At 67.2% G+C, this 22,603-nt stretch carries 16 protein-coding genes; 8 read left to right on the forward strand and 8 right to left on the reverse strand.

What is annotated here, in order from left to right; genetic code table 11:
- Positions 1–45: 45 nt before the first annotated feature.
- Entirely contained in the window at positions 46–933 is an 888-nt protein-coding gene (locus tag CCS01_RS21455; protein WP_104520811.1) for a DUF2076 domain-containing protein, read from the forward strand.
- A gap of 680 nt (positions 934–1,613) precedes the next feature.
- Here the strand turns inward: CCS01_RS21455 and CCS01_RS21460 are convergent.
- Both CCS01_RS21460 and CCS01_RS21465 read right to left on the reverse strand, forming a co-directional pair.
- On the reverse strand, positions 1,614–4,247 hold the full coding sequence (locus CCS01_RS21460; protein ID WP_104520812.1) for a cache domain-containing protein: 2,634 nt from the start codon (positions 4,245–4,247) through the stop codon (positions 1,614–1,616).
- Positions 4,248–4,388: 141 nt separating this feature from the next.
- Positions 4,389–5,180 carry a slipin family protein gene (locus tag CCS01_RS21465; protein WP_104520813.1) on the reverse strand — a complete coding sequence of 264 codons (792 nt, stop codon included), beginning with the start codon at positions 5,178–5,180 and terminating at the stop codon, positions 4,389–4,391.
- A gap of 523 nt (positions 5,181–5,703) precedes the next feature.
- On the opposite strand from CCS01_RS21465, the gene CCS01_RS34435 reads away from it, so the two are divergent.
- From CCS01_RS34435 to CCS01_RS21485, 4 genes are all read left to right on the forward strand, one after another.
- Positions 5,704–6,699, forward strand: coding sequence for a glycosyltransferase family protein (locus CCS01_RS34435; protein WP_193540159.1), 996 nt, complete (start codon positions 5,704–5,706; stop codon positions 6,697–6,699).
- A 75-nt stretch (positions 6,700–6,774) separates the two neighbouring features.
- Positions 6,775–7,875 (forward strand): glycosyltransferase family 4 protein, encoded by a 1,101-nt coding sequence (locus CCS01_RS21475; protein ID WP_104520814.1) that lies wholly within the window; start codon positions 6,775–6,777, stop codon positions 7,873–7,875.
- Between the two features lie 53 nt (positions 7,876–7,928).
- Positions 7,929–8,915 (forward strand): CobW family GTP-binding protein, encoded by a 987-nt coding sequence (locus CCS01_RS21480; protein ID WP_104520815.1) that lies wholly within the window; start codon positions 7,929–7,931, stop codon positions 8,913–8,915.
- 341 nt (positions 8,916–9,256) lie between these two features.
- Positions 9,257–9,670 carry a DUF29 family protein gene (locus CCS01_RS21485; RefSeq protein WP_104520816.1) on the forward strand — a complete coding sequence of 138 codons (414 nt, stop codon included), beginning with the start codon at positions 9,257–9,259 and terminating at the stop codon, positions 9,668–9,670.
- A 410-nt stretch (positions 9,671–10,080) separates the two neighbouring features.
- Here CCS01_RS21485 and CCS01_RS36330 read toward each other — a convergent pair whose 3' ends face one another.
- From CCS01_RS36330 to carA, 6 genes are all read right to left on the reverse strand, one after another.
- Entirely contained in the window at positions 10,081–10,800 is a 720-nt protein-coding gene (locus CCS01_RS36330; protein ID WP_104520818.1) for a PTS sugar transporter subunit IIA, read from the reverse strand.
- Positions 10,801–11,589: 789 nt separating this feature from the next.
- The gene (locus tag CCS01_RS21500) at positions 11,590–12,786 is read right to left on the reverse strand and encodes a threonine ammonia-lyase (protein ID WP_104520819.1); all 1,197 of its coding nucleotides are present in this window, start codon (positions 12,784–12,786) and stop codon (positions 11,590–11,592) included.
- 168 nt (positions 12,787–12,954) lie between these two features.
- Positions 12,955–13,428, reverse strand: coding sequence for a transcription elongation factor GreA (gene greA / locus CCS01_RS21505; RefSeq protein WP_104520820.1), 474 nt, complete (start codon positions 13,426–13,428; stop codon positions 12,955–12,957).
- 83 nt (positions 13,429–13,511) lie between these two features.
- Positions 13,512–16,757 carry a carbamoyl-phosphate synthase large subunit gene (carB, locus tag CCS01_RS21510; protein ID WP_104520821.1) on the reverse strand — a complete coding sequence of 1,082 codons (3,246 nt, stop codon included), beginning with the start codon at positions 16,755–16,757 and terminating at the stop codon, positions 13,512–13,514.
- A gap of 1,180 nt (positions 16,758–17,937) precedes the next feature.
- Positions 17,938–18,255, reverse strand: coding sequence for a hypothetical protein (locus CCS01_RS21515; RefSeq protein WP_104520822.1), 318 nt, complete (start codon positions 18,253–18,255; stop codon positions 17,938–17,940).
- A 1-nt stretch (position 18,256) separates the two neighbouring features.
- Complete coding sequence (gene carA / locus CCS01_RS21520; RefSeq protein WP_104520823.1) at positions 18,257–19,645, reverse strand: glutamine-hydrolyzing carbamoyl-phosphate synthase small subunit; 1,389 nt, start codon at positions 19,643–19,645, stop codon at positions 18,257–18,259.
- 88 nt (positions 19,646–19,733) lie between these two features.
- Here carA and CCS01_RS21525 point away from each other — a divergent pair, with 88 nt between their 5' ends.
- The 3 genes from CCS01_RS21525 to dnaG all read left to right on the forward strand — a co-directional run bounded on the left by CCS01_RS21525 (position 19,734) and on the right by dnaG (position 22,578).
- The gene (locus tag CCS01_RS21525) at positions 19,734–20,207 is read left to right on the forward strand and encodes a GFA family protein (RefSeq protein WP_104520824.1); all 474 of its coding nucleotides are present in this window, start codon (positions 19,734–19,736) and stop codon (positions 20,205–20,207) included.
- A 67-nt stretch (positions 20,208–20,274) separates the two neighbouring features.
- Positions 20,275–20,733, forward strand: coding sequence for a GatB/YqeY domain-containing protein (locus tag CCS01_RS21530; protein ID WP_104520825.1), 459 nt, complete (start codon positions 20,275–20,277; stop codon positions 20,731–20,733).
- 15 nt (positions 20,734–20,748) lie between these two features.
- Positions 20,749–22,578 (forward strand): DNA primase, encoded by a 1,830-nt coding sequence (gene dnaG, locus CCS01_RS21535; RefSeq protein WP_104520826.1) that lies wholly within the window; start codon positions 20,749–20,751, stop codon positions 22,576–22,578.
- The last annotated feature ends 25 nt before the right edge of the window (positions 22,579–22,603 follow it).

Consider the following 22,603-nt stretch of genomic DNA (forward strand, 5'->3'; position numbering starts at 1 on the left):
AGGCGTGTTCACGTCGCCCTTTCCGCCCCGCTGAGGAATACCTCCATGACCAACGAAGAACGCGACATCATCAGCCAATTCATCGCCCGGGTCGGCGGCGCGCAGCCTCCGTCCGGCTTCGCCGCCGGCTCGGTTCCCGCCACCCAGCCCGCGCTGCCGCCGGTTGACCGTGACGCCGACGCCTTCATCGCGCAGCAGTTCCAGCAGTACCCTGAGGCCCGCTACCGCATCACCCAGCTTGCCTTCGTGCAGGAGCATGCGCTGGTCGAGGCGCAGAACCGCATCAAGCGCCTGGAATGGGAAGTCCAGCAGGCGCAGCAGGCTGCCCAGCAGGCGCAACAGGCGGCTTCCCGGTCCGGCTCGTCCGGTGGCGGCTTCTTCAGCGGCCTGTTCGGCGGCGGCAACCGCCAGCAGCAGGGCGGCCCGCCTCCGGGCGCCGGTCCGTGGGGCCAGGGCGGCGGGCCGCAGCAGGGATACGCCCCGCAGCAGGGCTACTACCAGCAATCCGCGCCGCCGCCGCCGCAGTATCCGCCGGGCTACCAGCAGGGCATGTTCCAGCGCCAGGGCGGTTCCGGCTTCCTGGGATCCGCGCTGACCACCGCGGCGGGCGTGGCCGGCGGCCTGGTGGCCGGCAACGCGCTCATGAGCCTGTTCTCCCCGCACCACAGCGCCTTCGGCGGCGACTACGGCGCCGCGGGACTCGGCGGTGCGGCCGGCCTGGGCGGCGCGGCCGCCAGCCCGTGGGCGACGCCGGCGCCAGGCCAGGACTACGTCGACAACGGAAGCTGGAACCAGGACTCCGCCGCGCCGGCCTCCAACCAGGACTATGTCGACAACGGCACCTGGGACCAGCCGAGCAACGACCAGGACAGCTCCTGGACCGACAACAGCGGCGGCGGCTGGGACAGCGGCAATTCGGACGATACGTTCTGACAGTTTGCGTGACGGCCCGGCGTGTCCCGGGCCGTGGCGCGGCCGCATAAAAAACGGCGGTGCTTGTGGCACCGCCGAAGTTTAGGGAGGAAACGTCCAAGAAAGCAGTGCGCCTAAGCGCGGTCTGCGGTAGAGATAATGGATCTCACGGCCGCGTGACACAAGTCTTTTTTGCTGCAACGCAGTATTTTGTGAGCCTGAAGGAACGGGCCCGGAGGAACGGGTCTGGAGGAACGCGGACGTGAGGGCAAAAAAACGGCGGTGCTTGTGGCACCGCCGAAGTTTAGGGAGGAAACGTCCAAGAAAGCAGTGCGCCTAAGCGCGGTCTGCGTGCAGGAGAATGGGGCTTGCGCAAACGCTGTGCAAGCCCCTTTTTGCTGCGATGCACAATTCTTTCGCGGATACCCCAATTTGTGGCTTATTCGCAACAGTGCATTCTAATGGGTTGCGCGTAGCTGCAGTTGTAGTCCTCGGCGTCTGCCGCTCCTCACGCGGGGCGCGATCCCAGGCTGCAGCGTTTGGGTGTCAGTGCCTCGCCTCATCTCAATCAGCGGGCAGGGCTTCCCCGAGGCGGCCACCCATACCCGGGCCTGCCCCGGGTTGCCGGCTCGACGGAGCCGGTCCGCCCGTGCCGGAAGGACGTCTCGCCAGGCGATTGGCTGCCACGCCCGGGACCCTTTTCAGGCGGCCGTCCTCGTCGCGGCGCCGATGGTGGACGGATAGGCGCGGCCGAATTCATCCAGCGCCTGCATGATGTGCGCCGACGCCTGTCGCACCGCTTCAAGCTCCTGTCGCGCCAGCATCATGTCTCCGGCCACCAGGGCGACCAGGGCCCGCGCGCCGGCGTCATGCACGACGTGGTGCGGTTCCTCCAGCGCCTTGAATGGCGCGAGCACGCGTGTCGCCGGATCGCTGACGCCGTCAAACCAGCGGCCCAGGCGGCAATGATGCGCCGTTCCCAGGCTGCTGGCCGGCAACGGCTCGTTGGCTTCCACCGCATGCACCACCTTCTGGACAAAGGCGGCATGATCGGCCTTGGTCTGCTTCACCAGGTCGGGAATCGTCTCCAGGCTGACCTGGTCCACCTGGGCGGCAGTCAGGCCGTCCCCGGTGAAGGCGATCCGAGGCCCATGCCCAGCCAGTTGCACCACCCTGCCCTCCAGGCGCAGGCCGAAGCGGTCGAGCGCAAGCGCCAGCGTCTGCCCGGGCTGGCACGGGACGTCCGTCTCCGCCATGCAGCCGCCTTCGGAGATGTCGAGGGCCACGGCTCTTCCCGTCCGGCCGGCGCAGCTGATCGTCGCCTCCGCCAGGCAGGGACGGCGGCGATGCCTCCGGCGATCGACGTCGGCGCTGGAAATCCGGATGACCTGGATCACGACGGTCTTCAGCGCGTTCATCGCCGCATTCAGCGCGGCGGTGTTGTTCAGGAAATCGGCCGCGCGCATCCCGGTCTGCCTCGCCTCACCGGATACTTCCTGGGTGCGATCGGTCATGGCGTGGGCAGCCGAGGCGGTCTCGGCGACATTGCGGGCGATTTCCGCCGTGGCCGCCCCCTGCTGCTCCACCGCCGCGGCGATCGAGCCGGCAATGGCGTCGATCTCGCCGATAGTCCGCTCGATCCGCTCGACCGCGGCCACCGATGCGCCGGTGGCGCTGCGGATCTGGGCGATGTGCGTCGCGATCTCCCGGGTGGAGCGGGCCGTCTGGGTGGCAAGCGCCTTCACCTCCGAGGCGACGACGGCGAACCCCTTGCCGGCGTCGCCCGCCCGCGCCGCCTCGATCGTGGCGTTCAGGGCCAGCAGGTTGGTCCTGGAGGCGATCGCGCCGATGATGTCCGCCACCGCGCCGATGCGGCCCACCTGATCGGTCAGCGCCGCGATCGTCGCCCGCGCCTCGCCCCCGATGGTGACCGCGCGCCTGACCACCGCGTTGGACTGGGCGATCTGGCCGCTGATCTCGTGGATCGAGGCGCTGAGCTGCTCGGCGGCGCCGGCCACCGTCTGCGCTGTCGCCAGCGCCTGCTCCGAAGCGTTGGCCGCGCTGGCCGCCGCCGCCCCGGTGCGTTCGGCCGAGGCGCTCATCGCCGCTGCCGTTTCGGTCATCCGATCGGTGCGGCGGCGGATGGTCTCGACCGCAGCCGAGGTTTCCGCCTCGATCGTCGCGGCCATCGCCAGCAGTGCCGTTTTTTTCTCCTCCTGGGCACTGCGTTCCCGGCGCTGCTGGTTCTGCAACTGCGCGCGCTCGATGGCATTGCCACGGAACACCTCCACGGCCTGCGCCATGCGCGCGATCTCGTCATCGCCACGCTGCCTCGGCACGATCACGTCGTGGTCGCCCGCAGCCAGCCGCCGCATGGCCTCGGTCATGGCGCCGATCGGCCGCATGATGCCACGCGCCAACAGCCATCTGGCGAGCCCGGCAACCAGCAGGGCCAGAGCCGCAATGCCGATGGCGAGCGCCCGCGCCCGGGCCGCCGTGGCGGCATACGCGGTATTGTCCATCACCAGCTCGACCGCGCCGATGGGCGTGCCGGAGAAGTCCCGGATCGGCCCGAGCAGAGCCGCCACCGGGGTGGACCCGAGGCTGCCGGTGCGGATCAGGAACGCACCCGCGGTCGCGGTACCGTAATCAGCGGCGTTGAACAGGCTGGCTTCGCCCAGGGTGCCGCCGAAGGTCCGGAACGCGTCCGGGCCGCGCAGGTGGAAGGCGATGTCGATCCGGCGCACCTGCTTGAAATGCGCGAAGAATGCCTGGCCGAACGACAGCCCGAATTCCACCGTCCCAAGCTGCTTGCCGGCGCCGCCGACGGGCACGACGCCGCGGATGCTCAGCCCGGCGACACCGCCTTCAAGTCCGGAAACCGGCATGTGGATGGCATTGGCCCGCACCACCGTCCTGCGGAAGGCCGACAGGTCGTCGCCGTATTTCTCCGGCATGTGCACCTGCAGGAACGATATCGCAGGGGCGGTGTGGAACTGGAACTGCTCGACGCCATAGCGCGGCTTCAGGTCACCGAGCCCGCGGCCGAACAGAGCGATCAGCGCTGCGCGGTCGCCCTGCGCCATCGCCTGCTGCACCGGCGGCATCGAAGCGACCAGCGCGCTCATGGCCGTGGCCTGCCGCGCCTGCTCCTGCAGCAGGGTTTGCAGGAAGTCGTAGTGGCTGCGCAGTTCCCGCTGGCCCGCCCGGTCGATCAGGCCATCGACGATCCACAGCGCGCCGAACAGCAGGACAAGCGCGGTCGCCGCCGACGTCAGTGCCAGGGCAGCGGTGATGCGCACCCGCAGTCGCAGCCGATCGAACAACCTTCGCATGAGCCCTCGGCATGGCAGTGATCCAGTGAACCGAGGTCCATAAAGGCATTCCGTTAACAAACGGTTTATGAAGCGCCCAGACTGCTGCTTTCCGCACGGACGGCCTGCGCTTGCCGCGGGTCTGCGGCCCGCCGCCTGTGCTCACGATGGCGGGCCGCTTTGGGTTGCCCCCTGGGTCGCCGCCTGCGTCAGCGCCACCACCGTGCCGAGGCTGGAGGCCATTTCGGTCGGGATCAGCACTGTCGTCCCGCGCTCCTTGTTCATCTCGTACAGCAGGTTCATCTGCCGCAGCTTCAGCGCGTTGGGATCGCTGCCATACAGCCGCGCCGCTTGCAGCACCTGTTCCGCGATCGCCCGCTCGGCCGAGGCCAGGGTGACGCGGGCGTCCTTCTCGCGTTCCGCCTGGGCCTGCCGGCTCATCGCGTCCTGCAGTTCCCGCGGGATCGCCACATCCTTGATCTCCACGCTGCGCGCGGTCACGCCCCAGGTGGCGGTCTTCGCCGAGATCGTCTGCCGCAGTTGCTCGTCGGCGGCCTTGCGGTCGGACAGCAGCTTCGAGAGGTCGATCGAGCCGATCATCTCCCGCAGCGTGGTCTGCGCCACCTGCTCGATCGCCTGTTGGTAGTCGGCAATGCGGACCGCGGCGGCCTCGGCGTCCTCGACGTACCAGAAGACGATGGCATCCACGCCAACCGCCACCGTGTCCCGGGTCAAGGCCTGTTCCGCGGTGATGGTCGTGGTCCGGATGCGCAGGTCGATCAGCTGCGCCACCGAGTCGATGATCGGCAGGACCAGATAAAGGCCAGGCCCCTTGACCCGGTGGAACCGCCCGAGCCGGAGAACGACGGCGCGCTGCCATTCATAGGCGATGCGGATCGATCGGATCAGGATGAAGGCGACAGCGAGAGCGATGATGATGAACACGATATCCATGGCCAGGCTCCGGACGGTCAGCGCGCCTGTATAGACCCTTGCCAGCGATCATTCGAAACAATCATGCACGCAATGCAATGCCGGCCGCCCTTGCGCATGACCGTTGGCCCGCGGGCTTTCCGGCGTCATGGCTGGAGACGTTCCCGGCGCCGCCCGCGGCGGATTGCTCTGTCCCCGTGCCCGGGAGATCGATGTGCAGAGCCCGCTGGCGCGACGCGGGTTCTCGACGGCTCCGCCACCGGCCGTGCGCGGCCGGCGCATGTCTGGCCCGGCTTCGGCGGCAGCACTGGCCGCTGCCGGATTGAGCGATGGAGGCGCGTATGCAGCCACCGGATTGACCAGGCACGAAATTATACCGTAATTCGCTGGCTGCTACGCGTCCGTTGCCGGCGGCTTTGTTGTCCCGCCGAAGCCCTTCATGCTGAAAGCAGTAGAAGCAAACATGAAGATCCACCGCCTTTCTGTCCGCCTTGCACCGACTTGTCCCGCCTGATTGTCGTCTGCCGATTGCATTGAAGAACCTGTGACGCAAAGCCAACATGGTGACGATGGGCCGATCCTGGTGACAGGCGGCGACTCGGTGTATTTCCCGATGATCGAGGAACTGCACCAGTCGATCCGGGCCGCGTCGCCGGAATCGCCGGCGCTCGGCGTGATCGATGCCGGGCTGACAGCGCCGCAGGTGTGGCAACTGCGGCACGACGGCGTGACGGTGGTGCAGCCTCGGCCGTTGCCGCACTTCCCTGTCGCGCCGCTGCGCAAGCGGCCGGCGCTGGCGGCCAATCTCGGCAAGCTGTGGCTCGATCGGCTGTTTCCCGGCTATCGGACGCTGGTCTGGCTGGATGGCGATACCTGGGTCCAGGACTATGCCGCGATCGAGCTGCTGCTGGGGGCGGCGCGGAACGGAGCGCTCGCCATCGTGCCCGGCGGCGGCCGGTTCTGGCCCCGGCCGATTGACGTTCGCTGGCTGCTGGGCGGCCTGTGGGGACTGGCGCAGGTCCGCTCGTTCAATTTCAAGAACGGGAAACATGCGGACCTGCCGCTGCGGATCCTGCGCGACATCGGTCCGCGTCCGCTGCTGAATGCCGGCGTGTTTGCCCTGCGGGCCGACGCGCCGCACTGGGAGGCGATGCGGCGCTGGCAGCAGCACATCCTGCGCCGCGGTAGGCCGTTCACCTCGGACCAGATCGCCATGGCGCTGGCCGTGCATGAGGATGCGCTGCCGGTCGAGCTGCTGCCGGACACCTGCAACTACATCACCGCCTGGCGCGTCGATCCGCGCTCCGCTTCCCTGCGCGAATATTTCTATCCCTATCCCAGGATCGGAATCGTGCACCTGGCCGGGCAGAAGGCCATGCGCTTCGATCCGGCGGCGACAGTCGAGGTGCCGGACCTTGCGGGCGGCGTGCACCAACTCAGCCTGCGCTACGGACATTTCCAACGGATGGCGGCGGCGCTTGCGGCGGAACTGGTGCACCAGGCCGATCCGGCCCGGGTTCAGGATACGGTGCTGTCGTGACCGCCGGATTGGTCCGCCATCGTGCCTGCATGGCCCGATAGCAGGCCCCCTCTGGCGACTCTATAAGCGAGCATAATGTCTTCCGGTTCCCCTCTTGTCGCCGTTGTCCTGCCGCCGCGCGAAGGCTTCGGTCCCGGCCGTACCGGCGCCATCGGCCTGCTGGCCCGCCGCCTGGTGCAAACGCCCGGCTTCGACACCGTCATCATCGGCGGAAAGCAGGACGGCCCGGTGTTCCCGGGCGTCGCCTTCCGGCCCGTCGAGCCGGCCCTGCTGGCGCTGGGCAGCACCAATCTCCGCTACGCCGCCGCCGTCGCACGGGTGCTGAAGAAGCTGCGCCCGGCCCTGGTCGAGGTGCACAACCGCCCCGAACTCGCCCTGGCGCTGGCGGCGAAACTGCCGTCGACGCCGGTGACGCTGATCCTGAACAACGATCCGCAGGGCATGCGCGAGGCCAACACGCCGGCCGAGCGTGCCGCGATGCTGCGGCGGCTGGCGCGGGTCTTCACCTCCTCCGACTACCTGCGGCGGCGCCTGCTGGAGGACGTTCCGGCGCCGGAGAAGCCGCCGCTGGTGCTGCTGAACTGCCTGGATCTGAAGGAGATCCCGCCGCCGGAGCCGCGCGAGAAGCTGATCCTGTTCGCCGGCCGCGTGGTGGACAACAAGGCGCCGGATGCCTTCGTCGCCGCCTGCGCCGAGGCGCTGCCGCACCTGCCGGGCTGGTCCGCCACGATCATCGGCGCCGACCGGTTCAGCTACGACAGCCCCGACACCGCCTTCGTGCAGATGGTCCGTGCCGCCGCCGGGCCCGCCGGCGTCCGCATGCTGGGCTACCGTGACCACCCGGACGTGCTGGGGGCGATGACCCGCGCGTCGATCGTCGTGGTGCCCTCCCGCTGGCCGGAGCCGTTCGGGCTGGTGGCGCTGGAGGCGCTGGCCACCGGCGCCGCCCTGGTCTGCTCGCCGCGCGGCGGCTTGCCGGAGGTCGCGGGCGAGGCCGCCGTCTATGCCGATCCCGACCATCCTGCCGAGATGGCCGCCGCGATCCGCGCCCTGGCGACGGATGAGGCCCGTCGCGCCGCCCTGGCCGAAGCCGGGCGGCAGCGGGCGAAGCAATTTGACGCACCGGTGATCGCATCGCGGCTGGCAGACCTGCGCCGGGCGGTGCTCGGTGGTTGACGGGGAACGCCGCACCTATATTGCTGGACTTGACAGCAACGGAGCCCGCCAACATGGCTGACGCGAACCCTCAGGTGCCGGTGCCTCAGGTGCCTGTGACTGTGCTGACCGGCTACCTGGGCGCCGGCAAGACCACCCTGCTCAACCGCATCCTGACCGAGCAGCACGGCCGCAAGTATGCGGTCGTCATCAACGAGTTCGGTGAACTCGGCGTGGACAACGACCTTGTCGTGGACACCGACGAGGAAGTGTTCGAGATGAACAACGGCTGCATCTGCTGCACCGTGCGCGGCGACCTGATCCGCATCGTCGGCGGGCTGATGAAGCGGCGCGACAGGTTCGACGGCATCATCATCGAGACCACCGGCCTGGCGAATCCAGCCCCGGTGGCGCAGACCTTCTTCGTCGATGACGCCGTCCGGGCCAAGACCAAGCTGGACGCGATCGTCACCGTGGTGGACGCCAAGCACCTGCCGGCGCGGCTGGCCGACAGTCATGAGGCGGCGGACCAGATCGCCTTCGCCGACGTCATCGTGCTGAACAAGACCGACCTGGTGACGCCGGAGGAACTGGAAGCGGTTGAGCGGACCATCCGCGGCATCAACCCGTTCGCCGTGATCCACCGCACCGAGCGTGCGGCGCTGCCGATCGAGCAGGTGCTGGACCGCGGCGCGTTCGACCTGGATCGCATCCTGGGGATGCAGCCGAAGTTCCTTGAGGACAGCGAGCACGAGCACAACGAGGACGTGACGTCGATGAGCTTCGAGGTCGAGAAGCCGATCGACCCGGAGAAGTTCAACGCCTGGATCGGTGTACTACTGCAGGAGAAGGGCCAGGACCTGCTGCGCACCAAGGGCATCCTGAACTACGCCGGCGAGGATCGGCGTTTCGCCTTCCAGGCGGTGCACATGATCGCCGACGGCGACTTCATCGGCCCGTGGAAAGAGGGCGAGCCGCGCGTCAGCCGGCTGGTGTTCATCGGCCGCAACCTGAACCGCCCGCAACTGCGGCGTGGATTCGAGAGCTGCGCGGCGGACTGAGGGGCGTTCGGGAAAGAGGCTGCGTCCCGACCCTGGCGCGGTCCTGACGGTTCATGCAGCAGTTTCCGTCGGGGTGTCTCATCGTCATGGCTGAACGCAGCCCCGTACGCGCTGACAACAGCGACCGAGGGCGGCGAGCGTCCTTTCCGCCATGGCGGCCGAGCAAACGCGACGCGCCGTTGGTCGGGGGAACCCGCTGTCCGATACGGGAACGCCTCTGGCCTGATAGTGAGGATCTGCCTCCACAGGCTGATGCCGGTCCGTGGTTGCGCAAGGTTGTGCTATCATGGGAACCGCCCCTTGGCAGTCGCCCGATCCCGGTCGATGAGGAGACCTGATTGATGGACGCCATCAGGATAGACGACGACATCGTCGCCTGGTCGAAGCAGCAAGCCGATGCACTGCGCCGGCGCGCGTCAAACGAATTGGACTGGGACACGCTGGCAAGCGAAATCGAGGACATCGGCATGGGTGCGCTGGAGGCAATCGAGGGATTATTGTACCAGGCCCTCAGCCATCAGCTGAAGATCATGGCATGGCCGCAAGCGCGCGACGTACAGCATTGGCACCACGAGTATCTCAACTTTCTGGGCCAGGCGCAGCTTCGCTACCGGCCGGCGTGGCGGCAAAAGATTGATTTGGCGAAGATCTACAGGGCTGCTCTGCGGCATCAGCCGGAAACGATGTATGGTGCGCTGCCGCAAGCTCTGCCGGACACCTGTCCTTGGACCCTCGAAGAGCTGCTGCAGGATTGATTCCTATTGGGCACGCCGCCCGGCGCGGGTTTGCGGCCGCCCGGTCACTTTGAGCCTGATGTGCCTGCGGCTTCTGATGTGCGCGAGGCACTTTTCTGCCGCGTGTTCAGCACCGCATCGTCTGGAAGACAAGCGATTCCAATAATCTGGCCCCTTGCCCGCCGGCCGATTATGTCACTCACTTCAATAGGCACGGACCTCGTTGTGCTCCACAGCAGCACGGCGAGTGCTCGGCGCTTGATCCTTAGCCTGGACAGCATGGTCCGTGTCCGAGATGACCCTCTCCCGGTTCGCGATCATGCTATCAAGCCTGCGAGCAGAAAGGGTCGTCTGACGCGAAAATACCATGGCCATCAGGATCGTGCCCGCGGCGAATAACCAAAACGCACCTATAACGAATGCACCCTCGATCACCGTAGCTTGCCTATTTCACGGTACGCCAGCCACTTTAGCACACTTGAACTCACCAGGCCACCCACGAGAAACCCAACTGGTACAAACCACGGATGGGGCGTTGACGACAGGATGGTAGTGATGGCAATCCCGATCCCACCAGCGCCGGCAGCCCAACCCGCGAGCGTATTGAAAAAATTGGCATTTAGCTTCACGCGCTCGTTATGGACTGTTCTTTCACGCTCTAGAGTATGAGGGTCCGGAGGAGCGACTGACGCCTGGGGTTTATGGGTTGTTCCCTGATGTTCCAGAGTGTGGGGGGGCGAAAGAACGACTGGCGCTTGGGACTGGGGGGCGGATACGGCAGCGATATACTTGCGCCCGGCGTCTTCGGCGCAACTGACAGCGTCAGCCAGGGACTGCCTGTAGCGCACAGCCGCCAGCTTCACCAGCATCGGCAGGTTGACGCCGGCGATCACTTTCACGCTTTTCCGCTCGATCATGGAGATGGCGAGGTTGCAGGGCATTCCGCCGGCCATGTCGGTCAACAGCACCACGCCTTCGCCAGTATCGCACCGGCCGATGCAGTCTTCGATTTTGGCGCGGCAGTTTTCCATGTCATCCTCCGGCCCGATGCAGACCGTGTCGACATAACGCTGCCGCCCGACGACATGCTCCATGGCGGCCCGCAACTCATCCGCCAAGCGCCCATGCGTGACCAAAACCATCCCGATCATGATTAATCCAGGCGGTTCCAATATATTGCCGGATGTAGAAGTCCGGGTGTTGTTCGTAGGACCATCGTGTTGTGCTGGGCCTCTCGCGCCAGAACAAGGCGGGTGCAGACCTGTCTATATCTGAATCCTTCTGATGTGCAACCGAGCGGCCCATCAGGAAGGCGTCTTCCGCGCCATCACGCGTCAGCTCCCCTATCTGTTAGATAGACCCGCCACGGCACGTGCCCGATGCCGTCCGGATGCCCGGCTCCGGCCTGTGTTACAATGCGTTTCGTCAGCTTTTCAATCGAATGACCAGATCTGGGCCGATCTCGGTGCATCCGACAGTGTCAGGCAAGCTGTCCGCTCGCAGCGAGGACCGGAGAGCAACCCATGCGAACAAGTGGCTGGATCGCTTAACCTAAACCACGTCCACTTTGGAAACCATAGTCCGGCAGTTCGGACCTGAGGCGCTGGGTATCGGCGCCCTTCCTGATTGCGCGCCGCCAGAACCATGGTTCTCAAAGTGGACGCAGTTTAGTTCACGCATTTGGAGCTAATGGGCTTGTCAGGGAATAACTGCGCTGACACCAATCCTTTAATAGCTTGAAATCAAGTCATTAAATTCCCTTTAGTCATGGCGGTTATTTCCTGGCGGTCCCATTAATGGCGATGTAACGGACCCGCTTCATCATGCCGATCCGACCGAAGTTGCCTGCGCCCGGGTGGCGATAACGACATGAGGGCCAACCCAGATGTCAGCCAGCATCATGGCGTCGTCATAGCGAGCCCGTACCCGTCGGCCAAACCCTACACCCGTCGGACGATATAGCTCTGCTCCAGCGCCTCGACGATCGCGTTGGCGTGGTCGGGGTCGCGTGCCTCCACCATGACCTCCAGCTCGGCCGCCTGCACCGAGGCGGCGGCGAACAGGCGCTGGTGCGAGACTTCGATGATGTTGCCGCCGGACCCGCCGATTTTGCCGGCGATGTCAGCCAGCACGCCGGGGCGGTCGGGGATCTGCAAATGCAGCCGCAGCAGGCGGCCGTCGCGCAGCAGGTCGCGCAGCAGCACGTTGGACAGGATGCGGGCGTCGATGTTGCCGCCGGTGACGGCAATGCCGACCTTCTTGCCGCGGAAGCGCTCGGGGTAGGCCAGCAGGGCGGCGAGGCCGGCGGCACCGGCGCCCTCAGCCACGGTCTTGGCGCCTTCCACCAGCAGGCCGATGGCTTCCTCGAAAGCGGGCTCGGGCGTCACCAGCACGCCGGCGACGCGGCGGCGGACGATCTCGAACGGCAGTTCGCCGATGTCGCGCACGGCGATGCCCTCGGCGATGGTGGCGCCGCCGACGGAGACGGCGCGGCCAGCCAGGCGCTGTGCCATCGGGGCGTAGGTTTCGACCTCGGCGCCATAGACCGAGATGCAGGGGTTGAGCCCGGTCGCGGCGATCAGCGCCCCGGCCAGCAGGCCGCCGCCGCCGACGGGCATGATCAGCGCATCCAGATCCGGGGCGTCCTGCAGCATCTCCAGCGCCAGCGTGCCCTGGCCGGCGATGATGGCGGGATCGTCATACGGGTGGATGAACACCAGCGACTCGGAGTCGGCGAGGTGGTGCGCGTGCGCGGCGGCCTCGGCCAGCGTGTCGCCCACCAGCAGCACCCGCGCGCCCCAGGCCCGGGTGCGGGTCACCTTGGTCGACGGCGTGTGCTTCGGCATCACGATGGTGGCTTCGATGCCCAGCAGATGGGCGTGCCGCGCCACCGCCTGGGCGTGGTTGCCGGCCGACATGGCGATCACGCCGCAGGCCCGCTCGGCGTCCGACAGCAGCGCCAGCCGGTTGGCGGCGCCGCGTTCCTTGAAGGCGCCGGTGACCTGCATGTTGTCGAGCTTCAGCAGCACCTCGGCGCCGGTGACGCGGGAAATCGCCTGGCAAGGCAGCATCGGCGTGCGGAGGACCCGGCCGGCGATGCGTTCGGACGCCTGCTGGACATCCGCGAGCGTGATCATGTCGGACCTATAATGTCACGCCGGGCGCAGTCCCCGCGGTCTGCGCGCGAGCGGTTGAGAAAGGGCGGATATGGCGATCAAGGCGGGAAGACCGGGCGGAACCTACAACGCCGGCACCGGGCGCGGCAACGTAGCCGACAGCCCGGTGCCGTGCGGGCCAATCTTTTTTCAGCCGAACCGGATGTCCAGGATCTCATACGAGCGGTCGCCGCCCGGCGCGGGCACCGAGACGGTGTCGCCCACCTTCTTGCCAATCAGCGCCTTGGCCAGCGGCGAGGAGATCGACAGGCGGGATGCCTTGATGTCAGCCTCGTGCACGCCGACGATCTGGTAGCTGGTTTCCTTCTCGGTCTCCTCGTCCACCAGGGTGACGCGGGCGCCGAACTTGACGTTGGAGCCGGACAGGGTCGCCGGATCGATCACCTCGGCGGCGCCGACGATCTCCTCCAGCTCCATGATGCGGCCTTCGATGAAGGACTGGCGTTCGCGCGCCGCGTGGTATTCCGCGTTCTCGGACAGGTCGCCGTGCGATCGGGCTTCGGCGATCGCGCGGATGATAGCCGGGCGTTCCTGCGTCTTCAGGGTCCGGAGTTCCTCTTCCAACCGGACCAGCCCCTGGGCGGTCATCGGAAACTTCTGCACGGCGCGTCCTCAATCCTTCGGTAAGTGCGGGTCCGTCATGCTGTACGGCCGCGGTCGGGCGTAACCCGGCCACGGCGTGTGGGTCAAAACGAACCGCGAAAGTAAGACTGGAGCGGCGCAACTTCAAGCATTCCTGCTTTGAGCGCTGCAATGGCGTGCACGGCGGCCCGAGCACCCGCAAGGGTAGTATAATGCGGGACCCCATGCGTCAAGGCGCTGCGGCGGATGGCGAAGCTGTCGGCGACCGACTGCGGGGTGGAGGCGGTATTGATCACGAGCTGCACCTCGCCCGAGCGGATGGCGTCGACACAATGCGGCCGGCCTTCCAGCACCTTGTTGACGACGGTGACCGGGAAGCCGGCGTCGCGGACGCGGGCGGCGGTGCCGCGGGTGGCCAGGATGGTGAAGCCCATCTCGTTCAGCCGGCGGGCGAGCGCGGGCAGGCCCTTCTTGTCGGCGTCCTTGATCGAGAGGAACACCGTGCCGGACAGCGGCAGGATCACGCCGGCGCCAAGCTGGGCCTTGGCAAAGGCGCGCTCGAAGCCCGAGTCGAGGCCCATGACCTCGCCGGTGGACTTCATCTCCGGGCCCAGGATGGTGTCCACGTTGGGGAAGCGGGCGAACGGGAAGACCGCTTCCTTCACCGCGACGTGCGGGGCGATCGAGTCGTCGTCCAGCTTGAAGTCGGTGGCGAGCTTTGCGCCGGCCATGACGCGGGCGCCGATCTTGGCGACGGCGACGCCGGTGGCCTTGGCGACGAAGGGGACGGTACGGGAGGCGCGGGGGTTCACCTCCAGCACGTAGATGGTGTCGTCCTTGATGGCGTACTGCACGTTCATCAGCCCGACGACGCCCAGCGCCTTGGCCAGGGCCTCGGTTTCCGCCTTCAGTTCGGTGATCATGGCGGGGGCGAGCGAGTAGGGCGGCAAGGAGCAGGCGGAATCGCCGGAGTGGATGCCGGCCTCCTCGATGTGCTCCATCACGCCGGCGACATAGACGCTCTCGCCGTCGGCGATGCAGTCGACGTCAACCTCGATGGCGTCGTTCAGGTAGCGGTCGATCAGCACCGGGTTCTCGCCGGAGACGCGGACAGCCTCGCGCATGTAGCGGTGCAGGCCGGCGCGGTCATAGACGATCTCCATCGCCCGGCCGCCGAGCACGTAGCTGGGGCGGATCACCACCGGGTAGCCGATGCGCTCGGTGATGGCCTCGGCTTCCTCGACCGAACGGGCGATGCCATTTTCCGGCTGCAACAGGCCGAGGCGCTGCAGCAGCCTCTGGAAGCGCTCGCGGTCCTCGGCGAGGTCGATGGCGTCGGCCGAGGTACCCAGGATAGGAATGCCTTCTCGCGCGAGGGCCTGCGACAGCTTCAGCGGGGTCTGGCCGCCGTACTGGACGATGCAGCCGAGCAGGGTGCCGGCCTGCTGCTCGCGGCGGATCAGCGAGATGACGTCCTCTCCGGTCAGCGGCTCGAAATACAGGCGGTCGGAGGTGTCGTAGTCGGTGGAGACGGTTTCCGGGTTGCAGTTGACCATGATGGTCTCGAACCCGGCGTCCTTCAGGGCGTAGGCGGCGTGGACGCAGCAATAGTCGAACTCGATGCCCTGGCCGATGCGGTTCGGGCCGCCACCGAGGATCACCACCTTGGTGCGGTCGGTCGGATTGGCCTCGCAGGACGGGGTGCCGTAGCCGCCTTCGTAGGTGGAATACATGTACGGCGTGCTGGAGGCGAACTCGGCGGCGCAGGTGTCGATGCGCTTGTACACCGGCGTGACGCCGAGGGCGATGCGGGCCTGCTGGATGTCCGTCGCGGTGCTGCCGGTCAGTTCCGCGAGGCGCTGGTCGGAGAAGCCAAGCGCTTTCAGCCGGCGGAGCGCCCCGGGTTCGCGCGGCAGGCCGGCGGCGGCGACCTCGCGTTCCGCGAGGACGATGCGTTCCAGTTCGCGCAGGAACCAGGGGTCGAATTTCGTCGTCCCCTGGATGTCCTCGACGCTCAGCCCGGCGCGCAGGGCCTGGGCGGCGATCAGCAGGCGGTCGGGGCGGGGGGTGGACAGGGCGGCACGGAACGCGTCGGGGCCACCGTCGCCGGGTGGATCGACGGCGTCGAGGCCGGACAGGCCGGTCTCCATGCTGCGCAGGCCCTTCTGCAAGGCCTCCGGGAAGGAGCGGCCGATGGCCATCGCCTCGCCGACGGACTTCATCGACGTGGTCAGCAGGGCGGGCGTGCCAGGGAATTTCTCGAACGTGAAGCGGGGGATCTTGACCACGACGTAGTCGATCGTCGGTTCGAAGCTGGCCGGCGTGACCATGGTGATGTCGTTCTTGAGTTCGTCCAGCGTGTAGCCGACGGCGAGCTTGGCGGCGATCTTGGCGATCGGGAAGCCGGTGGCCTTCGACGCCAGCGCGGACGACCGCGACACGCGCGGGTTCATCTCGATGACCACCATGCGGCCGTCAGCCGGGTTCAGGCCGAACTGCACGTTCGAGCCGCCGGTGTCGACGCCGATCTTGCGCAGGCAGGCGATCGAGGCGTCGCGCATACGCTGATATTCCTTGTCTGTCAGCGTCAGGGCAGGGGCGACGGTGACCGAGTCGCCGGTGTGGATGCCCATCGGATCGACGTTCTCGATCGAGCAGACGATGATGCAGTTGTCGGCGCTGTCGCGCACGACCTCCATCTCGTACTCCTTCCAGCCGAGCACGGATTCCTCGACCAGCACTTCGGTGGTCGGCGAGGCTTCCAGGCCGCCGGCGACGATCTGCTCGAATTCCTCCTTGTTGTAGGCGATGCCGCCGCCGGTGCCGCCCAAGGTGAAGCTGGGACGGATGACGGCGGGCAGGCCGGTCATGGCCAGGGCGGCGCGGGCTTCCTCCATGGTGTGGGCGATGGCGGAGCGGGGGGATTCGACGCCGATTTCCGCCATGGCGTCGCGGAACTTCAGGCGGTCCTCGGCGCGGTCGATGACGTCGGCCCTGGCGCCGATGAGTTCGACGCCGTGGCGTTGCAGCGCGCCGTTCTCGAACAGCTTCATCGCGGTGTTCAGCGCGGTCTGGCCGCCCATCGTCGGGAGGAGAGCGTCCGGCTTCTCCCGCGCGATGATCTTTTCCACCATCTCCGGCGTGATCGGCTCCACGTAAGTCGCGTCGGCCAGGCCGGGGTCGGTCATGATGGTGGCGGGGTTGGAGTTGACCAGGATGACGCGGTAGCCCTCGGCCCGCAGCGCCTTGCAGGCCTGGGCGCCGGAATAGTCGAACTCGCAGGCCTGGCCGATGACGATGGGGCCGGCGCCGATGATCATGATGGAGTGGAGGTCGGTGCGCTTGGGCATGGGGCCTACTTCAGGGTTGAGGCGCGGAGGCCGGTGAGGGACGCTGGCGGGGTGGGGAGACGGGCAGGGGATTGGCCGGCGCGGGAGGCCGTGGCGCTGTTGGTGCGCACTGGGCGAGCGTCAGTCTTCGCGGAAGCGATTGAAAAATTTAACATGGAGGAAGAACGAGGTACACGAAGGGCCGTGGAGGGGAGCTGTGTTGGCTGCCTGCCTCCGGTCGAAGGGCGTGTGGTGCTTTCGGCTGTTTCAGGGGCGGCGGTTGCGAGCCTACGGCACCTCAGGCCGCAGGCACTGGCTTGCAAATCCGGCGGATAATGCCAACGGCCTGGATTGGTGACCTGTCCTGCGTTACGCGGCCATGACCGGCTCCGGCCGATTGGCCTGCGGGCTTGGGCAGAGGCGCCGGAACAGGAACCATCTGTGTGCATCTGTGTGCATCTGTGGTTCCCTTCATGCCGTAGGACCAGCAATCGCGCTGCGTCCCGGTCCAAGCGCCAACGGTCGTTTCCTGCCGCGCTGGGAGCGCGTGATTGGGGAAACACAGATGCACACAGATGCACGCAGATGACGCCCGTGCGAACGGGCAACCCTGGTGGCGCTTGGCTTTCGGTCGAAAGGCGGGTTGCGCTGCGGTTCGTTCCGGCCTGACGAAAGGAATGCTTCTTCCCACGGCAGGACCAGGCGCTCCGCGCGTAGCGCAAAGCCAGCCTTCTCCGTGGCCCTTCGTGTACCTCGTTCTTCCTCCGTGTTAAATTGACACGGCCAAATCCAGACGCGGACGTAACCTGCGTAGGCACCGGCGACGCCACAACGTCCCGAATGGCAGACTGTAGGCCGGTTGCGACGGTCTGACGGTGTACCTTCGTTGTCATGGCAGCCGTACGCCCACCAGCCACGCCTTTGACTGATATACCCATGAGACGGCCAATGGCATGCCACGCATCTTGAGCGGACCGCAGGTTGGTTGGGGCAGATGGGCGGCACGCTTTCACCGCCGTGGCGGCCGTAGGGCCGCCATCCACGTCTTTGTTGATAGCGGTACCGCAAGGCGTTGATGCCGGGCCTCCGCCCGGCATGACGATCGGGGATGGCCGCCCTTTGGCCGTCTCGTTGGTAAGCACCGCCAAGCGTGGATGGCGGCCCTGCGGCCACCATGACGATGAGCGACCCACCGTGCGTCTCAATCTGTCCGCGGCTCGCCGCAACGCGACGCCCCGCCTCCTGAGCCTGTACCATCCACCCGGAGCAAATTCCTGGCCGCCTCCACGCCTTTCGGCGTCAGCTCCAGGTGCCAGTGGCACTGAAGCGCCCCTTCCGGCAGCCGGATCGGCTCGCGGATCAGGCCGTCGCGCAGGGCGGCGGCCACGGCGTCGCAGAATGCGGCATAGCTGACGCCCTCACCCGCCAGGGCGGTGAAGCGCGTGAACCCCGCCTCGATGTTCGGCTCGTTGATGGTGTGGCGGAACGCCGTAGTCAGAAGCAGCCCAAGGACGTCCATCTCACGCCCGCCGCTCGATCATATCGACGAAGCGGTGGAACAGGTAGTGGCTGTCGCTCGGACCCGGGCTCGCCTCGGGATGGTACTGCACCGAGAACGCCGGCCGATTCTCGCAGGCGATGCCTTCGTTGGAGCCGTCGAACAGCGAGACATGGGTGACCTTCACGCCGTCCGGCAGCGTCGATGCGTCCACTGCGAAACCGTGGTTCTGGCTGGTGATTTCCACCTTCCTCGTCCCCAGGTCCTGCACCGGCTGGTTGGCGCCCCGGTGGCCGCGCTCCAGCTTGTAGGTCTTCGCCCCCAGCGCCAGGGCCAGCAACTGGTGGCCGAGGCAGATGCCGAACAGCGGCACCTTCGCCTCCAGCACGCCACGGATGGCGGGCACCGCATACTCAGCCGTCGCCGCCGGGTCGCCCGGGCCATTCGACAGGAACACGCCATCCGGCTTGTGGCGCAGGATGTCCTCGGCGGTCGCGGTAGCCGGCACGACGGTGACGCGGCAGCCGGCGGAGGCGAGGCAGCGCAGGATGTTGCGCTTCGCCCCGTAGTCCACGGCCACGACATGGTATTTCGGCGCCTCCTGCCGACCGGTGCCGGTGGGCCAGGTCCAGGTGGTTTCGTCCCAGGTGTAGGTCTGGCGGCAGGTGACCTCCTTCGCCAGGTCCATCCCCTCCAGCCCCGGCCATGCCCTGGCCTGGGCGCGCAAGGCGTTCAGGTCGAAGCGCCCGTCGGTCGGATAGGCCAATACGCCCGTCGGCGCGCCCTTATCGCGGATGCGGACGGTCAGTGCCCGCGTGTCCACCCCGGCGATGCCAGTCACGCCCTGCGCGCGCAGCCATGCGTCCAGCCCCTGGGCCGAGCGCCAGTTCGACGGCTCGGTGACGTCCTGCTTCACCACCAGGCCGCGCGCAGCGATGGTCTGCGTCTCGATGTCCTCGGCATTGGTGCCGACGTTGCCGATGTGCGGGAAGGTGAAGGTGATGATCTGGCCGGCGAAGGACGGGTCGGTCAGCGTCTCCTGGTAGCCGGTCATGCCGGTGGAGAAGCACACCTCCCCGACCGGGTTGGTTGCGGCTGTATGCGCGCCGAAGCCGCGCCCCCACAGTACGGCGCCGTCCGCCAGGACAAGAGCCGCGGTGGCGCCGGCTGGCACGGTGTCGGAGGCATCGGTCATGAGCGCACTCGTTTGTCTGTGGGGCGTCGGTTCAGGGGGCGTTTGCAAATCGGCCAGTGTCAGGCCGGTGGCGGCAATTACCGCAGGCCAGTGGCGGGAGGGAATCGCGTTGTTCTGGCGCCACTTGCGCACGGCTTCGGTACCAACGCCGGTCAGGCGGGCCGCAGCCTCCGCCCCACCCAGGCGTTCTATGATATGATCGATGGCGATCGGCATGGCCAGCTGAATATGGGAAAAAACTTCCCACCGCAACCCGAGCCTCGCCCGGCTGGGAAGTTTCTTCCGTTAACAAGGGGAAACTGACATGTACAAGACCCAACCGACAATCACCGGCGGCTGCCAATGCGGCGCGATCCGCTATGCGCTGTTCGAATGGCCCGAATCGACCATTTGCCACTGCCGCATGTGCCAGAAGGCTGTCGGCGGCCCGTTCGCGGCGTTGTCGAAGGTGCGCCGGGAGTGCTTCGCCTGGACCCGTGGCCAGCCGGCCGCCTTCCGCAGCTCGAACGCCGCCGAGCGGCAGTTCTGTCGCGCCTGCGGCACGCCGCTGGCCTTCCACTACCTGGAGGACGGCGACTCGATCGAGGTCACCACCGGCAGCCTGGACCACCCGGCGGACCTGCCGCCGAAAAAGAATTTCGGCGTCGCCTCCCGCCTGCCGTGGATCGCCCTGCTGGTGCCGGGGGGCTTGCCGGAAGTCCCCCCGGATGGCAGCCGGGTGATCGTCAGCCGCCAGCACCCCGATCACGAAACAGCGGAATGGCCGATTCCAGCCTGATGTTTCCGTTCCGGCGGCGGCGGCACCATACTATAAACCCCCGCTTTCGCGCAGGAGCGAAGTCGACATGAGCCTGAGAGACCAGTTCACCGAGCAGTTGAAAACGTCGATGAAAGCCGGTGACGCCCCCCGCACCTCCACGCTGCGGATGATCCTCGCCAGGCTGAAGGACGTCGACATCGCCGCCCGCCCCAAGGGCGTCGACAAGGTGCCGGACGACGACGTGCTGGCGATGCTGCGCGGCATGGTGAAGTCCCGCCGCGAATCGGTGGAACTCTACAAGCAAGGCAACCGCCCGGACCTGGTGGCGAAGGAGGAAGCCGAGATTGCCGTGATCGAAGGCTTCCTGCCGCAGCAGATGGACGAAGCCGCCATGCAGCAGGCCGTCGCCGACGCGGTGGCGGACACCGGCGCGACCAGCATCAAGGACATGGGCAAGGTCATGGCTGCCCTGAAGGTGAAGCATGCCGCCGCGATGGACATGGCCAAGGCCGGCCCGCTGGTCAAAGCCCGCCTCTCCGCCTGAGGCAGCGGCGCGCCCATGGCTCTTCCCGCCAGCTTCCTCGACGAACTCCGCGCCCGCACGCCGATGGCGGGCCTGGTCGGGCGCCGGGTGCGGCTGGCGCGGTCCGGCAAGCAGTGGAAGGGCTGCTGCCCGTTCCACGGCGAAAAATCCCCCAGCTTCTTCGTCTATGAGGACGGCTACCACTGCTTCGGCTGCGGCGCGCACGGCGACGCCATCAGCTTCGTCATGCAGAGCCAGGGCCTGTCGTTCATGGAGGCGGTCAGCCAACTGGCGGCGGAAGCCGGGCTGGAGGTGCCGAAGCCGACGCCCGAAGCCGCCGAGGCGGAACGGCGGCGGCTCGACATTGTCGGCGTGCTGCAGGCGGTGCAGGCGCACTACCAGCGCCGGCTGGGGCTGCCGGAGGGCCGGGCGGCGCGCGACTACCTCGCCGGACGCGGCCTGACCGAGGAGACCATTGCCCGCTTCGGCCTGGGCTGGGCGGGCGAGCGCGGCGTGCTGACCGCCGAGATGGCGCGCCAGGGCATCGGCCTGGACCAGCTGATGGAAGCCGGACTGATTCGCCGGGATGAGGAAACCGGCCGCACCTACGAGCTGTTCGGCCAACGGGTGATGTTCCCGATCCGCGACCGCCGCGGCGTGATCATCAGCTTCGGCGGCCGTATCCTGGGATCGGGCCAGCCGAAATACCTGAACGGGCCGGACACGCCGGTGTTCTCCAAGCGCCGCAACCTCTACGGCCTGGACCTGGCACGCGAGGGCGTGCGCGCCGGCGCCACCCTGGTGGTGGTCGAGGGCTACATGGACGTGATCGCCGCTGCCCAGGCGCTATTGTCCGGCGCCGTCGCCCCGCTCGGCACGGCGCTGACCAAGGAGCAGCTGGACGAGCTGTGGCGCGTCTCCCCCTGCCCGGTGCTGTGCTTCGACGGCGACGCCGCCGGCGCCAAGGCGGCGTCCCGGGCGATGGAACTGGCGCTGCCGCTGCTGACGCCGGAGCGGACGCTGAAATTCGCCACCCTGCCGACGGGCGAGGACCCGGACACCCTGGTGCGCAAGGGCGGCGCCGCGGCGTTCCAGGCGGTGTTGGACATCGCCCGCTCGCCGGTCGATGCCCTCTACGACATGCTGCGCGCCGAGATCGGCGACACCACGCCCGAGCAGCGCGCCGCTCTTTGGTCGCGCCTGACCGAGGCATCCGGCCGGATTGCCGACAAATCGCTCGCCTGGGAATATCGTGAGGCCCTGAAGGAGCGTTTCCGTGCCAGCCGTTTCCGGCCCGGCCAGCGGAACAACAAGTGGGACGGCAAGCGCCCCGGCGCCTGGAACCAGGCGGCTGTGCCCCGGGCGCCCCGCGCGCATCTGCACCAGGACGGCACCACGGCCGAGCGGACGCGCATCCTGACCGCCATCCTGCTGCGGCACCCGTTCCTGCTGAACGAGGTCTTCCAGGCCTACAACAGCCTGCCGCTTGATCCGCTTCTGGAACGCCTGCGCACTGCAATGGATGCATGGGCGGAAACAGCCGAGGCTCTTGACTCTGAGGGGTTGATCAACCACCTCACGAAATCTGGATTAGAGTCTGAAGTTCACCACGTCCTGGCAGAGGCGCCGATGCCTCTTCCGGCGTGCGCCGCCTTGGACGCGATGCCAGCCGACGCAACGACGGGGTGGTGGCACATCTTTGGCTTCCTCAATGTCGAACAGCTGCTTGAGGAAGTTGAGTTGGCCCGGGCGGACGCCAACCGTAACCTGACCGCCGAAACCGAGCGTCGCCTCCGTGCGCTCGTTGAAGCGTTCAGCAAGGTCCGCAGCGGTGAGCCCGACGGCGTCGGACTCGTTGATGCATAATTATAGGGGGGACGCGGTATTTGCC

The sequence above is a fragment of the Rhodopila globiformis genome (assembly GCF_002937115.1).
GTDB classification, from domain to species: Bacteria; Pseudomonadota; Alphaproteobacteria; order Acetobacterales; family Acetobacteraceae; genus Rhodopila; species Rhodopila globiformis.